The 16,424-nt window shown below is 36.6% G+C and carries 12 protein-coding genes and 3 pseudogenes; 2 read left to right on the forward strand and 13 right to left on the reverse strand.

Annotated features, from left to right (window positions below):
• Positions 1 to 214: 214 nt before the first annotated feature.
• From I5818_RS18665 to I5818_RS18675, 3 genes and pseudogenes are all read right to left on the reverse strand, one after another.
• Positions 215 to 1,579: a serine hydrolase domain-containing protein gene (locus I5818_RS18665; protein WP_209391798.1), complete on the reverse strand. Its 1,365-nt coding sequence runs from the start codon at positions 1,577 to 1,579 to the stop codon at positions 215 to 217.
• Positions 1,580 to 1,714: 135 nt separating this feature from the next.
• Positions 1,715 to 2,374, reverse strand: coding sequence for a TetR/AcrR family transcriptional regulator (locus tag I5818_RS18670; RefSeq protein WP_218958464.1), 660 nt, complete (start codon positions 2,372 to 2,374; stop codon positions 1,715 to 1,717).
• Positions 2,375 to 3,041: 667 nt separating this feature from the next.
• A pseudogene (locus I5818_RS18675) lies at positions 3,042 to 4,323 on the reverse strand (IS110 family RNA-guided transposase).
• A 258-nt stretch (positions 4,324 to 4,581) separates the two neighbouring features.
• Between I5818_RS18675 and I5818_RS18680 the strand changes: the two are divergent.
• Positions 4,582 to 4,794: a hypothetical protein gene (locus I5818_RS18680; protein ID WP_058006943.1), complete on the forward strand. Its 213-nt coding sequence runs from the start codon at positions 4,582 to 4,584 to the stop codon at positions 4,792 to 4,794.
• 243 nt (positions 4,795 to 5,037) lie between these two features.
• On the opposite strand, the gene I5818_RS18685 is transcribed toward I5818_RS18680, so the two are convergent.
• Positions 5,038 to 5,493, reverse strand: coding sequence for a GNAT family N-acetyltransferase (locus tag I5818_RS18685; RefSeq protein ID WP_071976708.1), 456 nt, complete (start codon positions 5,491 to 5,493; stop codon positions 5,038 to 5,040).
• 64 nt (positions 5,494 to 5,557) lie between these two features.
• Positions 5,558 to 6,100 carry a dihydrofolate reductase family protein gene (locus tag I5818_RS18690; protein ID WP_071976709.1) on the reverse strand — a complete coding sequence of 181 codons (543 nt, stop codon included), beginning with the start codon at positions 6,098 to 6,100 and terminating at the stop codon, positions 5,558 to 5,560.
• A gap of 291 nt (positions 6,101 to 6,391) precedes the next feature.
• Between I5818_RS18690 and I5818_RS18695 the strand changes: the two genes are divergently transcribed.
• Positions 6,392 to 7,192, forward strand: coding sequence for a CPBP family intramembrane glutamic endopeptidase (locus I5818_RS18695; protein ID WP_078111031.1), 801 nt, complete (start codon positions 6,392 to 6,394; stop codon positions 7,190 to 7,192).
• On the opposite strand, the pseudogene I5818_RS26105 reads toward I5818_RS18695, so the two are convergent.
• The 8 genes and pseudogenes from I5818_RS26105 to I5818_RS18730 all read right to left on the reverse strand — a co-directional run.
• A pseudogene (locus I5818_RS26105) lies at positions 7,160 to 7,315 on the reverse strand (MFS transporter); the annotation flags it as partial. The gene I5818_RS18695 and the pseudogene I5818_RS26105 sit on opposite strands and share 33 nt — an antisense overlap.
• A gap of 651 nt (positions 7,316 to 7,966) precedes the next feature.
• Positions 7,967 to 8,369 (reverse strand): annotated as a pseudogene (locus I5818_RS18700) (SDR family oxidoreductase); the annotation flags it as partial.
• A 196-nt stretch (positions 8,370 to 8,565) separates the two neighbouring features.
• Positions 8,566 to 8,853 (reverse strand): cytochrome aa3 quinol oxidase subunit IV, encoded by a 288-nt coding sequence (qoxD, locus tag I5818_RS18705; protein WP_058003423.1) that lies wholly within the window; start codon positions 8,851 to 8,853, stop codon positions 8,566 to 8,568.
• Positions 8,853 to 9,461 (reverse strand): cytochrome aa3 quinol oxidase subunit III, encoded by a 609-nt coding sequence (gene qoxC / locus I5818_RS18710; RefSeq protein ID WP_078111030.1) that lies wholly within the window; start codon positions 9,459 to 9,461, stop codon positions 8,853 to 8,855. Before qoxC ends, qoxD begins: the two co-directional genes overlap by 1 nt.
• A complete protein-coding gene (qoxB, locus tag I5818_RS18715; protein ID WP_078111029.1) occupies positions 9,461 to 11,404 on the reverse strand; it encodes a cytochrome aa3 quinol oxidase subunit I in 1,944 nt (647 codons plus the stop codon). The genes qoxC and qoxB overlap by 1 nt, the downstream gene beginning before the upstream one ends.
• A 21-nt stretch (positions 11,405 to 11,425) precedes the next feature.
• Entirely contained in the window at positions 11,426 to 12,364 is a 939-nt protein-coding gene (qoxA, locus tag I5818_RS18720) for a cytochrome aa3 quinol oxidase subunit II (RefSeq protein WP_058003420.1), read from the reverse strand.
• A 520-nt stretch (positions 12,365 to 12,884) separates the two neighbouring features.
• On the reverse strand, positions 12,885 to 13,652 hold the full coding sequence (locus tag I5818_RS18725) for an ABC transporter ATP-binding protein (RefSeq protein ID WP_058003419.1): 768 nt from the start codon (positions 13,650 to 13,652) through the stop codon (positions 12,885 to 12,887).
• 103 nt (positions 13,653 to 13,755) lie between these two features.
• A complete protein-coding gene (locus tag I5818_RS18730) occupies positions 13,756 to 16,113 on the reverse strand; it encodes an FtsX-like permease family protein (RefSeq protein WP_244975351.1) in 2,358 nt (785 codons plus the stop codon).
• Between the last annotated feature and the right edge of the window lie 311 nt (positions 16,114 to 16,424).

Here is a 16,424-nt window from a genome sequence, read left to right on the forward strand (position 1 = left end):
CTTCACTTATTTGACTCAATACATGTAAAAACGCGTTCCTTAATAAACGCGCCCTTTAATTGAAGAAGATTAGTGGACCTTTGCTCCCGATTGTAGAAGATATAGTTTCATTTAGCTGGTAAGCCTATCATACTGCTTACTGTTCAATTACACCGACTTTTCATACTGACTACCCTAAATATAAAATCAATATCTTATCTTTAATCCTCTGTTCTTATTGCTCTAGATGAGAGATCTTCTGCGCTGCACGCATACCGATGTAACAATATACTGAACCGTCCGTCAATGTGGAAAAAATTACAGGTATCCATTCCTGACCGGCTCCCGCCCCAGCAAACACTGTCTCCGATACAGGTATAAGCTCGATTTCCATAGGTGGAGGGGGGGTTTGCCTGCCGTCGGAGATTTCGTATAGCAATTGCAGTGTTCCGTTATGTTCCGTGACTGTCAAGGTTAATCCTTGACGCTTGTAAACACCAACGAAAGGAGTTATATCAACAGTGGGCGGATTAGGAGCTGGTTCAAAGACTGCGTTCGGCATTCTCACACTGACTAGTTCTTCGAACAATTCTCGAAAAAGGATTGATTGAAGTAGATCTGTACTCCCACCGTTGGTCATTAAGGAAACAACCACTTCGCATCCGGGAATTATACGCAAATACGCATTTTGCCCTATTGTGGCACCGTCATGTCCAATTACATGAGTATCGTACCAGTCATATATCATCCAACCTAGTCCCCATCCTTCGTTGCGAGATGTCCACTTGTCAGGAGTTTCAGCCACTAGACGTTGCATGTCGTTGACACTCTTAGAAGTTAACACACGGGAACCGTCCGATGCTAAGCCGCCATTAAGATGTATCTGGGCAAACCGGATGAGGTCGGCAGCTGTTGCGCATAACGCTCCACCACTGGGTCCAGACGAGCGCGGCAATAGATTCCAGAATGGGGCTGGTATCACATTTTTTCCATCACCGCTATCTAAGTGTCCCATCGCAGCCCGAAACTTCAACACTTCCTCTGGCAGCGTCACCGTGCTGTAGAGACCAAGAGGAACGAGGAGCCGATCTCTTAGGGCATCGTCCCAAGTTTGGCCTGTCACGACCTCGATGATGCGTCCTAAAACATTGTATCCCACACTACTATAAGAAACGACAGTCCCGGGAGAGCTTTCTAGCCTTAGTTCTTTACAGGCTTCGATGTAACGTGCTAGACAGTCATCGCCTCGCCCAGTATCTATTGTAAAATCGCTAGTCAGTCCACTAGCATGGCTTAGTAATTGACGGATCGTTATCGCTTCGGTACCTGGAATAGCAAACTCTGGTAGTACATCCTTCACTGTTTCGTCTAAATCTAACTCACCCGAATCTATCAGCTGCATCACCAGTGTAGCTGTAAACACTTTAGAAATTGAACCAATCTGGAACAAGGAATCGGTAGTAGCTTCTACGCCTGTCCCCCTGTGCAGTAATCCGCTTGCTAACTCGTGAATTTCCCCATTTACGAGTATCGCCAGTGATGCTCCCGGTACATTGTAGATCGTTCGTAGACTATCCAATCTCTTTTGCCAGTGATCCAAATTGAATGTTTCCGTTGAATTTTTAATAGCGATTTCCTCCTTGTATTTTTTAATACCAACCGAAGGTATGAATATTCTTGAAAAAAAATCTGCCTAATAAGCAGATGTAACAAAAGTATATACTTAAATTAGCTTTTAATACTTTTCACTGTATAAACGATAAAACTTCTCATATTGCTCCACCATTTGCTCATCTAACAGATCAATGCCTATTCCATTTAATAATTCCATGAAAAACCGACATCTGCGAAGCATATTCTCAGGGGGAGCTTCGAAAATCATTGGGCTTAGCCATAGGTTACTGAGAAGCATCACCATCTCACTAAGCTCCAAAGGATAATCTGTCTTGATAGACCCATCAATCACTCCCTGTTCAATGATAGGCTGTATATAATTAGGAACAGAATCTTCGATTACGCTTTTAAGTTGGGCTACCAATATTTTTGGATTTTCCAAGAGATTTGGCGCAGTTGACATCATCTCCAGTTGTGCAGGATCATGATTTAAGGAGACTCGGATTATTTGACGAAGTTTCTCCAGACCGTTTAGTCCCTTGTCATCTCGGACTGCAGCCAATTTATCTTCTACATCTTTGTATAGTTGATTAAGAACCGCCACCATGATATCTTCCTTTGACTTGAAATGATGATAAATTGCTCCCTTCGTAAGCCCACCAAGTCCATCTGTGATATCTTGTATAGAGGTGTTCTCATAGCCTTTTTTTATAAACAAGTTTAGCGAAACGCTCAGAATTTGTTTAAGTGTTTCTTCGGGATACTTATTCCTTGCCACCATTACTTCTTCCTTTCATACATTCCGTAGGTATGTATATAAGATAAAAAATTTTTGTCACCTTGTCAAGTTAAATAAAATCCTACTTTTACCTAGAGAAGATTATCTGAACGTAAACTTTTTGTATGAATTAATACATCAGGCTATGTAGTCCAAATCAAAATCCGGGTATATACACTATTCGAATACATTCCCAAATTACTTAGTTTATTTCGTTTTATACCCGATTGTTAACACAAGTTAAAAATAAATCTTAAACTCCCTCAGTTTGATACGAATATCTCTCGAATGCTCACTTATTCGCAGGAATTCATAACCCTTGTAATTGGATTTACGGGAAATTGAAATGAGTTCTGATAATTTAGGCTTCGTGAAGGCATAGTTAAATAAAGGAGCCAGCTACCACTCCATATTTTACCATATAATGTACATCTCCACGCCGCCCCTGGAGGCTTTCCCTCCCATGTCTCAACGGGTCAATTGCCCTCTCATTCCTTCGTCATGCCTTTCCAAGGGGTGGAGGCCAGTTATGCTAAACTGATGGGTCACAGTGCCCTTTTGTTTAAGAAACCTGGTACTCCGTACATATTTGAAATCCTACGAATAAGACAACATTCAAAATAAAGTTAACTAGTTTATTAGATGCATCTTCAACTTTTGAACCTTCGGTTTAGGCAGCTAAGTGAATGAATTCCTGAACCTGAACCTTACTTGGACAGTATGATTCGTTTCTGTCGTGCTATTCCCACAAATATCCTTGCGAGTTTTCCTATTAGTTTCATGATTGATTTCATTTTCTTCATCTTCTTTACCTTCACATTATGGGAATGGATGGCTTTAAACTCAGGATTATTCATCACTAGGCTCATTGTGGCTAAGTAGAGGAAGCGTCTTAATCTCGATCTACCACGTTTAGAGAGCACAATTTTACCTTTCCATTTACCTGAACTCGCCTCAGCTAGATGTAATCCAGCGTGTCGTAATAAAGAGTTTCCGTGAGAAAATCCACTCAGATCACCGGCCTCACCTAATATTCCAGCTAAAGAAATATCACTTATTCCTTTCATCGCAAGTAGTTTCCTGGCAAATGAGATTTGGTTAAGCACTTCTTTTACTTGTTTTTCCACTCTTTCGAGTTGTTTTACAGCGAGATCATATTCTTCTAGTAATTGTTCTAAGTGGAACTTATATGCATCGAGTGCTTGTCCAGTTCCAATAGAGGATTTTGCTAATTTGATGAGTAATTGAGCTTTTGGGGACCAGGTTGTCTTTTTTCATTAATGACTTCCACCCCGCCATGATATCGAGTGAAGTCATGGAAGAGATCTCTTTGGAGTGGGGAACAACCGAAGGGTGGCAATGGCTCCTTTGCACGAAACATCTTTAAATACGTGTCTTAACTCTGGAAACACAACATCTACCCATCGATTAATTTGATTAACGGCCATGACGAGACGTTTTACAATCACATCACGATTAGACATAAGAACTCTGAGTTTCTCAAATGATTCAGATGATGGGCGAACGAAAGAATAGTAGCCATTTTTGACCATATCTGCGATCACTAGCGCATCTTTTTTATCACTCTTTGATTGAGTATTATCACGATTCTCTTTATTCCTTTTTACTGAGTGAGGATTGACAGTAACTACCTCAATTCCTTTATCAAATAACCACTTAGATAGGTTAATCCAATAATGGCCTGTAGGCTCCATTCCTACTATTTCTGAATTTAAGTGTTTAAGTTTTTGTAAATCTTGCATCCAGTTTAATAGTTTCATAAAACCCTCTTCATTATTTTCAAATGTGAGAGGATCACCGACAATGATGCCACGGTAGTTAACTGCACGTGCAACGTGAAATTGTTGAGCGATATCCACCCCAACAATTAGATGAGTATCGGAAATTCTTTCTATTAGTTGATTTTGTTTGTTCTGCATTTTAAAATTCATAGTAAGGCTCCTCCTTAAGACTTGAGTTTGATTGGTCTCATACTCGTATCTTACTGAGGAGCTCTATTTTTTTCAAACCTGATATTTAACGATCTACAGGAATGCTAAACTGCCCCTTTAGTTCAACAAAATACAGTTTTCTTTATTGCATATAATCTTCGAAATATGCATTTCGATCTTCCAAGGATTTCCTCTGGTTACTTATAATAAATCTCTGATAAAATTAGTTGATTTTATCTAATCTAATTTGGAGGAATCATGACTGACTTAGCAGAACAACCAATGACAACTTTATTAGCTCAACTAGCTTATAGCCCTTTATATATCATCACTGTAATACTAGCTCTTGGAGGACTGATTTTCTTAAAAAGTGAAAAAGGTTGCATAATGTTTGTATTTCGAATTTGGGCTCTGGGTCATATTATTACTTACTTATTAGCTATTTACTCTTATTTAACAAACCCGAATTAATGCACAGTTTTGTTCAATAGCGACATTAAAGATCTTAGTCTTCACAATTTTTATGTATGGACATATCAAAAGACGCATTCTTACTAAAGAAAAGCGCCCCTGTCTTAAATAAGTTTAGTTGATAATTTGATTTTCTTATAAAAAAATGAGAGATTATTTACCGTCTGGAGACAATATAGGACTTCAAACAATCCCTATTAATTTCCATAAAAATAGTCTAGTATCAAATTGTTTAAATGGAGCTCATCTTCTCTTTTTTAATTCCCATTTTAACATATCATTCACAGTTCCAATTTTGTTCATATTCAACTTTTCTAACACTTTAATGGATGGAATATTATCATGTAGGCACTCAGCTACTACTTTATCAACATCATCATTTGTAAACGCCCAATTAATAATTTCTTTTACGGCTTCAGTTGCATAACCTTTGTTTTGTGCTGAAGGTATAATTCCATATCCTACTTCAACCGTATTTTCTGAATTAGGTTTACCCTTAAATCCAATATCACCAATAATCGTATTATTTTCTTTATTGATAACTAGCCATACACCCCAACCTAATTGAGTAGAATCCTCTCTAAGTTTCTCCAAAAACATCGTTATATGAGGGCCTATTTCGTATTCTTCTGTTGAAATCGTTGATAATAATTCATCTGTGCAAGGTACGATTTTAAGTCTTTCTGTCTGTAATTCCATCTTCATACTCCTCGTATATTATAATAATAAGAGATCCATCCACACTTGATCTTCACCTTTATTGCTAAGAATAGATGATATTATACGTTGATTTAAGGACACCGTTCGAATATTGTTTTATGTCAACTAAATCCAAATTCAAACGTAGTTTAACATTGCCAAATAAAGGTATTCCCGTGCCAATCATTACAGGGTTAATCTTTAAGACTAATTGATCAATAAGTTGATGTTCAATTAATGAACCCGCCAATTTCCCTCCACCACAGAGCCACAACTTTCCATCTTCCTTCATTTTAAGATCTTGTATAAAGCTTACCGCGTTATTTTTAATTAATTTGACTTTATCGTTTGATTCAAATTGCATTGTGTTTGAGAAAATATAATGCTTCAACTCATAAGGGCTAGGCTCACCCGGCTTAAGACCGAATTGAAAGCCGTATTCATATGTTTTCCCACCCATTAGTACCGCATCATATTGCTGAATATCGGATATGAAATCTGTAACATGATCACCCTCGTTTAAAAATATAGAATCGTCAGCTACTCCATTCGAATCCGCAATAAAATTGTCAAGTGTAATTGCAGTATGATAAATCAATTTTGCCATTTAGAAATCCCTCCGTTTAAACGCGAACTTTCTAAATACTTTCTATAAAACTTTTATTATTTCCTTTAAATTCTTGAGATTAAATTTTATTCTTCTTTCACTAACCTGCCACTTTAGTCGAATAAGAAAAGCGACTGCTCTTATTGAACAATCGCCCTCCGTTTGGAGATTATTTATATTTTGTGCTGAGCGCAACTTTAAATTGGCAGAAAGCAAACATTAATTGATAAAAGTCAAAGCGTCCATCCGTTAAAATTTAATGTATACTTTAAAATGTGAGGTGAAGAAATCGTGACAAACAAAAAAATCACAGTACAATTTACGATGCTGACATTTTGGATAGCCTATCTTGTGTCAGGTGCTTTGATTGCTCTTGGGCAATTCGGATATTCGGTTCACAATTGGGTTCACTCGTTACAGGAATTCGGGATGAATATCCCTTTTGCAATCTATATTTTATCGCCTGCTATTGCTTCATATATCGTTCTTAAGAAAAATAACAAAGTAGCAGGTTTCAAGGAATGGTTGAGAACTATTTTTTATGCCAAAAATAGCATATCTCTCTATTTGTTCGTTATTGCAGGACTTGCACTGTATTTTTTGATACATATTGCAGTTTCAGGCCGCACGGAAATGGTGCTTCCATTTTATACGTTCTTCCTTTCCCTGCTTGGTAATCTTATTATCGGTGGCTTGGAGGAAGCTGGATGGATGTACATATTACAGCCTGAGCTTGACAAAAATTACGGTTTTGTTTTGTCTTCTGTTTTTGTTGGAATCATTTGGATTTTATGGCATATCCCTCTCTTCTTCATTCCGGGGACGAATCACGGAGAAGGACTCATTAACTTTTGGATGTTTGCAGTTCAACTAATTGCGTTTCGGTTTTTCAACGGGGCAATCTACAAAATATCAGGAAAAGGCAGGGTGTTTATGTGCATATTATTCCACACCATGTTCAATGCAGCATCCCCCATCTTCGGCACCATGACTATGACTTGGGCGGGAACCATTGCCGCAAATGCTGTGATTGTTCTTGTTTCAATTGTAACCGTTGTGATATACGACAAATATCAAAGCACCGACTACTAATCCGAAAATTAGGTAGGGTATGAATATAATCCTACGAAGAAAGGCAGCATTCGCCTCCTTTATTTATAGTACCTCTAATGCTAAAAGAGGCAAAGCTACTACTGTAAATTGGGTACCTGACAAACTTATAGACTGTCCTAGCCAAAGCTTGTAAAAACTAAAATATTTTTTATTTTTCTATTAATCAATTTCAACACTCAACTTTTGATCAGCAGACAAATCTCCTCTTTTTTCCTCAATGAGATGCTACATATTTTATAGGTGATTTAAGTGATTTTATGATTGAGATATATTATGGTTATTCCATTAAGGATGCTTTAAATGAGTAATGAAAAAAGCCTAGTTTCTTCGCATTGTACTAAGAAATTAGGCTTTTTAATATTGAAAATCCCTAAACATTGTAAATCAGAATTTTCCTGACTCTCCCCTCAAATTAACAATATAATTTCATAAATAAACAATAATACCGTCTGGACGGCATAGTAAATTTAACAAGTAATGAATGGAGAATTTGTATGCCTGCTTCAATATAAGGATATAAAGAAAAACTGCCTCTTTAGTTGAACAAAAAAAGATCGCCCCAGCGACCCCATCTTCTTATTGCCCCCTATAGGTTAAGAAGAAAAATGTCATCAGGTATTAGAATTTATTCCCCAGGTAAAGGATACCTTTCCCAATCAGTTGGTCCTTCACCACTCTCAATAAATTTTCTCCAATACTCACCACTTTTCTTATTAAATAAGATGATGTTATTTTCATTTACAACTATTAGTTCCCACTCATCGCTTCTTCTTGACGCAAACCTTCAGATATTGCTCTTACTGCATGTTTGGTGCCACAATATACCGTTCCGCCTGGATAAATGTTATGCCCCGCTACTGAAGAAAAGATTAATAATATGACCTGATTTACGTTCCCTCATCGAAGGAAGGACAGCAGCGATAGAATACAAAACACCTTTGAAATTAACATCAATCATCTTATCCCATTCATCAATTTTTTTCTTATATAGAAAAGCTTGAGGCATTAACCCAGCATTATTGACTAATACATCAATTTTCCCAAGTTTTTTAAGAGCATACGCAGCCAACTCTTCCATTTGTTCATGTGAAGTTACATCTGCCACTTTATAATTAGCTTGTCCACCATTATTTTGTATCTCCTCTTGTAATTTCTTGGACTGTAACTTATTAGGTGGAGAGTGGTCTAAGATGAAAAAAGATTGTAACTGAAGTTCCTGAAAGATTGGCTTTTCTTTTGAATTTGTAATCTACATATAATCAATTCCTTTCTACGTTCATCACATTTCTTCTCCCCCCACCTGCATTCAACAAAAAAACGCCCATGTCACTCGGACATGGACGTTTTTCCTTTTAGTTATGCATTACCCAAATGGAGCCTAATACAATGGTGAGGGCAATGATGATACTATATATAATGTTCCCAACTTGAACTTTAGAGTTTTCACTTTCTTTAATGTGCATGAACATGAATAGCTGCATTCCAGCTTGTAGGAAAGCGAGAATACCGATTATGCTCATAATCGTTGATTTAGGAAGATTAGTATGCAATGCAACAATCATTGCCGCAATCGTCATGACTAATGATAAAAAGAAGCCAACAATATGTCCAATTGGATATTTTGAATGATGTTGTCCCATTACTTAATCAGCCCTCCTAAATAAACAAATGTAAAGATAAAGATCCAAACAACGTCAAGGAAATGCCAGTAAAGACTGATAATGAAAAATTTCCTTGAAGTTACAGGTGTTAATCCTCTTTTTACTAGTTGATAAATGAGAAGAATTCCCCAAAGAATCCCCATTGATACGTGCAGACCATGGGTACCTAGTAAAACAAAGAAGCCTGATAGAAATCCACTTGTTTGTAATGTTGCTCCTTCGTGGACATATTCAATAAACTCATGAAGTTCAAAATAAATGAATCCTGCTCCCAAAAGAAGTGTCACAATAAACCAAAGGAGTAGTCCCTTTTTATTATTATTTCGCATTGAAAAAATAGCGAGACCACATGTGAAACTACTTACTAAAAGGAGAATTGTTTCGGTCATTACATCTTTGATCTTAAATAAATCTAATTGATCAGGACCACCTGCGGTAGCCCCTGACAGAACAAAATAAGTAGCGAAGAGAGTCGCAAATAATGCGATCTCTGCACCTAAGAAAATCCAAAAACCAAATATATTTAATCTGCTTTGTTCAGTTTGATATTCTAACGGCAAAGACGTGTCTAAATGTTCACTACTCATCATTTTTCACCCCTTGCTGCAAGTTCAGTACTTAAAATTTCATCAACTTCAACATGGTATCCTTCATCACGATCTAGGGAGCGCCATGCTAAACAGCCTAAAATAATGATTAATCCGATAATGGCCATCCACCACCAAGAGAAGACGAGACCAAAACCACCAATACCAAAGCCTACAGCCGAAATAAATGGCATAGAGGTGTTACTAGGCATGTGGATCGGTTTAACTTCCTCTTTCTTATAAAGAGGTGTTTTGTTTTGTTTCATATCCCAATAGGCATCAATATCTTTCACTTCTGGTGTCACTGCAAAATTATAATGTGGGACTGGAGTTGGTGTTGCCCATTCTAATGTACGACCATCCCATGGATCACCTGTTACATCACGTTCACCATGTTTAAGGCTGTAAATGATATTCCATACAAGTACTAGGAATCCGATACCCATTAATACACCACCGATGGTAGAAACAACGTTTAAGCCTGTCCAACCAAGACCATCTTGATATGTGTACATACGACGTGTCATACCTTTTAAACCTAGTACAAATTGTGGTAAGAAACATACGTTAAATCCAACCATCCAGAACCAGAATGTAATTTTTCCAAGTTTTTCGTTTAACATATGACCAAACATTTTTGGATACCAATAATGTAATCCAGCAAAACATGCGAAGGCTACACCTGGAATTAATGTGTAATGGAAGTGAGCGATTAAGAAATAACTATTATGATATTGATAATCTGCTGCCGCCATTGCAAGCATAACTCCGGTTACCCCACCGATTAAAAAGTTCGGAATGAAGGCAAGTGACCAAAGCATTGCTGATGTTAATTTAAGTTTTCCTTTATACATTGTAAAGAGCCAGTTAAATAATTTTACACCGGTTGGTATCGCAATGAGCATCGTTGAAATAGAGAAGAACGAGTTCACTGCTGCGGTATTCCCCATTGTAAAGAAATGGTGAACCCATGTGAAATAACTAAATAAAGCAATTGCTAACATTGAAAAGACCATTGATTTATAACCAAATAATCGTTTCTTCGCAAATGTACTAATAATCTCAGAGTAAATACCTAGGGACGGTAATAGAACGATATATACTTCAGGATGTCCCCATATCCAGAATAAGTTACTCCATAACATCGGCATACCGCCAGATGCCATTGTAAAAAAGTGTGAACCAAATAATCGGTCAAATGTCATTAAACCTAATGCAACAGTCAATACTGGGAATGCAAAGATAATAATGACACACATGATTAATACAGACCAAACAAACATTGGCATTTTCATTAGTGACATTCCTTTAGTTCTCATCTTAAGAATGGTCACTAAGAAGTTGATACCGGTAATTAATGTACCAATACCAGCAATCTGCAAGGCTACTGCGTAATAGTTATTACCTACTTCAGGACTAAACTCTGTTCCCGCTAATGGGAAGTAAGAAGTCCATCCAGCTGTAGGAGATCCTCCAATAATGAAAGAAATATTAAATAATGCACAACCTGCTGCAAACGTCCAGAAACTGAAAGCATTAAGCATTGGATACGCAACATCACGTGCGCCCAGTTGAAGAGGAACCGCAATATTAATGAGTCCCATTAAAAATGGCATCGCCATAAATAAAATCATTATTGTACCATGAGTCGTAAAGATCCCATCGTAGTGATTAGCGTCAAGTAATTTTAAATTCGGTGCGGTAAGCTGTGCCCTCATCATTAAGGCATCGACACCGCCGCGGAATAGCATTAATACCGCAACTAGAACATACATAACACCGATTTTTTTATGATCAACGGTAGTTAGCCAATTTGTCCAAAGCCATTTCCATTTTTTAAAATAGGTTAGATAAAAAATGATACCGATCATTGCTAGGGCTATACCAGCTTCGGTCACATATATAATCGGTTCACCTGTGACGAAAAATTCATCTAGCTTCATATATTTTCTCCTCCAATCTTCTTAATGTTGATGTTCTGACATGTCCATACCATCCATATCCATGTCCATGTCTTTCATATCATGTTCTTGATTGGTTTCTTTTTTCTCCATCATTCCGTGCTGATGTGGTGTTTTCACCCATGGTAAATGTGTACCTGTATACGTCATACGACCTACGACACCAGGTTTTAGAATTTTGTTGTAATCAGCCTTTGTTAAAGCTGGAGCACTGTTTTTCACATCTTTCACCCATTGATCAAAGTCCTTTTGTGTCTGTGATAGAACTTCAAAGTCCATATGGGCAAAGCCTTCACCATTAAAGTTGGCATTTCTTCCTAGGTAAGAACCTGGTTTATCAGCTAAAAGGATTAATTCCATTGAGTGATTTGGCATCGTATATTTTTGACCACCTAACTCAGGCACCCAAAATGAAGCCATTGTTCCTGCTGATGTTAATTGAAACTTAACAGGAGTATCCTCAGGAATATTTACATAGTTGACTGTTTCAATTCCTTGTTCTGGATAACTAAATATCCATTTCCAATCTGCTGAAGTCACATTGATGACGATCGGCTTCTTGTCTTCATACCCCTTTGGGATATCTTCTAATTGATAGTTTGCTTTAACAGTTGGAATAGCTACAGCAATAATAATGACAATTGGTATAGCAGTCCAAATGATTTCAAGCCACGTATTCCCGTGTTGATCTGGTGGCATATAATCTGCTGCTAATCGTTTTTCCCGATATTTATAAACCATAAAAATAAATAGTCCTAAAACAACAACTAGAATAATCATCATTAACCAGAAAGAGTAAACAATTAAATCATATTGTTTTTGTGCAACTGGTCCTTGTGGATTTAAAACTGCAATTTTACTAGTATCACATCCACTTAATAGAAAAATAGATGATAGTAGAACCAAAGACACTATTTTCCATGGTAGTTTTTTTGCTCTCATTCGTTTCCTCTCCTTCCAATTCAAGAAATATGTATAATATTTCACAAAGTAAAATAAGAAAATGACATATTCGTCACTTGATCGAATATCTATACTCAAAATTGGTACTCGAATAGTGTACTGCAATTTATAAGATTTTAAAATTGTTTTGTTCACTAATTCACAAACTAGACAATATTTATTCATAAATAATACAAAAAATATTCTCCTATAGTATATTGACATTTTTTTCGTCCCAAAATACTGGAAATAGTGGTTAAAACATGGAATTGTTAGTTTACTAAAAAAATAGTTACACTCAGTTTTTTTCGGATGATCGATTGTAATTTGCATTCAAAGATTGAAAGATATAAAAAAGACCCAAAAAGATCTAGAGTCTTTTAAGGGCTATCATGAAAGAAATCTTTATACAGTTTTAATCATTTTCTTCTGAAAAATAATACGAAACGACATCAAATTCTAATAATCCTTTAATGGGATATTTAAGACATTTACTAAATACTAATTTTACGCAGAAATACTAAAACCCGTTATCGACTAACCATTTCATAAGACTTTCTTCTCTTTTCTTACTATTCTCATGCTGGGCATTGTATTTAAGCATTTTCTTTTGTGCCACAATATTTCCATCCACCATAAACAACACTCTTTCCGTTTTGGCTGCGACCTTTACATCATGGGTAACGATCATGATGGTTGTCCCTTTTTTATTAATATCCGCAAGTATAGTCATGATTTCTGCTGTTGATTTGGAATCTAATGCTCCGGTCGGTTCATCGCCAAATAGGATGTCCGGATCATTGATTAATGCTCTGCAAATAGCGACTCTCTGGAGTTGCCCTCCAGATGCCTGGATAATCGTATTATTAGCAATCCTATCAATTCCTGTCATTTCCATTAACATTTTTGCTTTTCGATATGTTGCCTTTTTATCCGCATCTTTTGATACAAGAGCAGGGAACATAACATTATCTATCAGTGACAAATTTTTTAATAGATGAATATCTTGAAAAATAAACCCCATATGATTTAATCGAACCCGTGCTAGTTCCTCTTCTTTTAGTCTGGCAATATCACGATTTTTAAATTTCACACTTCCGGAAGTAATTCTATCCATCCCACTTATATTATAAAGCAGTGTTGATTTTCCGCTCCCAGATGGCCCCATAACTGATACAAATTCACCTTCATCTATTTTTAAGCTTATATCCTTTAAAATATGGAGCCGATTTCCCTTGCCTAATTCAACCTTTTTATTCATTTTTCCTGCTTCCAATATTGTACTCATCTTTATTCCTCCCACCCCAACTTTTCATTTAATAGCTATATATCGTGTTCCGCTCCTTGATTTCATTGGATACCTTGACAGGCAAGAACCCTTTATCATATTTCTATCTTCTTAAAATTACAGATAAATCTTCTTTTATAGCTATCCTGCAGGAAATGTAAATAGTCATTCCCACTATTGCAATCAGTGCCAGCGGACATAGCAACCAAGTCTGCCAGACAATATTAACCAATTCAATTTTTGCAGCACCCATAGAGGACATCGCCATGTTTACTAATAGCTCCCCTAAATAGTTTGAGGCAATAACCCCAAAGATGATTCCCAATACTAGCACCAACATGGTTCCTGCCATATATTGCTGACAAATATGTTTGGAAGTTAGCCCAACACATCGCATAATGGCAATCTGAGACATGTCCTTGGACAATAACATACGCAGAAATAACGAGGTAATTAATACACTAATGATGACTGCAATAATGATTGCACCTACTACAATCGTACTCATTTGATCTATGATATTTCCAAGAGTTTGCTGTGTATATTCCTTGATATCATTCACTTGCGCAGAATCATACGTATTCTGGTAGTATGCCATCTTACTAGGTATATCAACGCCTTCGATTAGATCAATGCTTACGATATACCACAGAACAGCATCTTTATTTATACCAAAACTAGTATCCGCTTTTGCTGTTTTTCCTCCATTTGTAATATCTTGATAAATACCAGTTACTATTAAATTTTTTTCAGTCCCTCCAGCTTTTACTGTTACCTGGTCTCCTATTTTCTTATTTAATTCGTCTTTTGATGCATTTGCATAGGAAAGGGAGATCTCTCCTTCACTTTCAGGTGCTCTTCCTTCCAGATATTTTAATGGAAATACAGAAAAATCCCCTGTTTCAATATTAATATAATCCCAAGAGCCTTCTGCATTTTTAATCTGGTAGGAGCTAGTAATATACGCTGCATATTTTCCAATGTCAGAATCATTCTTCAGCTCTTCCTGCAACTTGTTAAAATCCGCTGTAATACGGTCTGTCCTTCGAAGATCGATTCTCATATCAGATTTTCCGATTCCCATATAGGTAGAAAACGTTGGAGAGTTCATAGTGTTATACATAGTTAAAGGAAGAATTACTATAAATGTACAAACAATAAATATGAATAACAGTAAACGGTATATTTTGAATCGCTTCCATACATCCCTCAGTCCCATGTAAATGTTAGTACTTAGAACCTTATTCTTAAGTAATGAAAACCGGTATTTTCGATTCTTTCCACGCTCCATAATATCGGAACGTATTGCTTCCACCGCAGAAATTTTATCCATTCTTTTCAGTACCTTTTTGCAGTACATCACAATCATGAAATAGACGAATATTGGAGCGATAAGAGATAGTACATATTTTAAGTTTCCTGATAAATCCGAGGACAAATACAGTTTCATATTACTGTTAAACAGATTAACCGTAGCAAAGGAAAGGAGATAACCTAGGATACCAGCAATTACTGACATGACTCTGTATTTGTTAAGATATACTTTCTTAATATCCTTTTTCGATATTCCGATTGCTTTCATAACTCCGATTTCTCTTAAGTCTTCATCAATTGTTGCTAAAAAGGTAAGTCTGATACATAGTGAAGCAATAATAATAAGGAGAATACTGATAAGGATAATTACCATTGCAACGGCCGTATCTGATAAAGCATTAAATAGTAGAAAGATTTTCCCTCCGACTGTAGGACCGTTTGCCGGAAGACCTGCTTCGATATAAGCTGTCTGTACAGTTTGCGCATCTCCATTTTCATTTAGTTTGAATTGAATTAAATATTCCAGTTCCCCTGCCCGCATTCTGCGCATTTCATCATAATCAGCCTGATTTAGAACAAACCGTTTCGAAGACGTAAGAGAAGAGTTCATTTCATAATCCCTTGCAAAATCTGAAATAACAAAACTCTTCTTATAATTTCCATTTTTTACTGTAATCGTCTCACCGATTTTTAAATCATATTGCTGCATGAAATAGATGGGAACCGCCACTTCCCCTTCCTTTATAGCCAACTTTTTATTATTGAGATCCAATATAAAGTCAAATTGTTGATTCTGGACAACAAAGGAAATATCCTGTACTGTGTCAGCCATTGTTTGGTTTTCACCAAACTCAATATTACTTCCATCAAAAGTCAGAAGAACCATCGTTTCCTGCATCGCTATATTCTTACGTTGTCCTTCTGTAAATCGATCAATTTCTAGCTGGTCAAATTCTCCGGAATGCATTTGTGTTATGTCAGCTGGTACTGCGCGTTCCTGCAGTTCCTTCATCGACTGAATTAAATTAGCAATATTATTGATGGAACTGGCTGCCAATATCACTGCCAGCGTGATAAAAACAAATACTGCTAGCGTGGCAATTTTGTTTCTGATGAAATCATTTTTAACCATTTTCAAAAACATCATTTCTTCTCCTTCCGGATCATCCAATAGCTATTTTTTCTTCTGTCACTCTATCGAAGCTCCTCTCTACCATGTTGAATTTGATTCCATATAAACATGCACTCCCATTTATTTTACAAAGGATTCCTTTTATATTCAGACTATACATAATAATTAGATTCATTTTCAGCCCCTTAAGTCTGATTTCTTGCTCAGACCTGAGGTGTAACTACCTTTTTTCTCTTTTACCTTACATAATGTCTATGTAGTGATTGGATAAACATGCTCTGTATTTTGAAATCTTGAACCAGGCTTGTCTCTCTATCTATGGTTTC

This window comes from Heyndrickxia oleronia (assembly GCF_017809215.1).
GTDB classification, from domain to species: Bacteria; Bacillota; Bacilli; order Bacillales; family Bacillaceae_C; genus Heyndrickxia; species Heyndrickxia oleronia.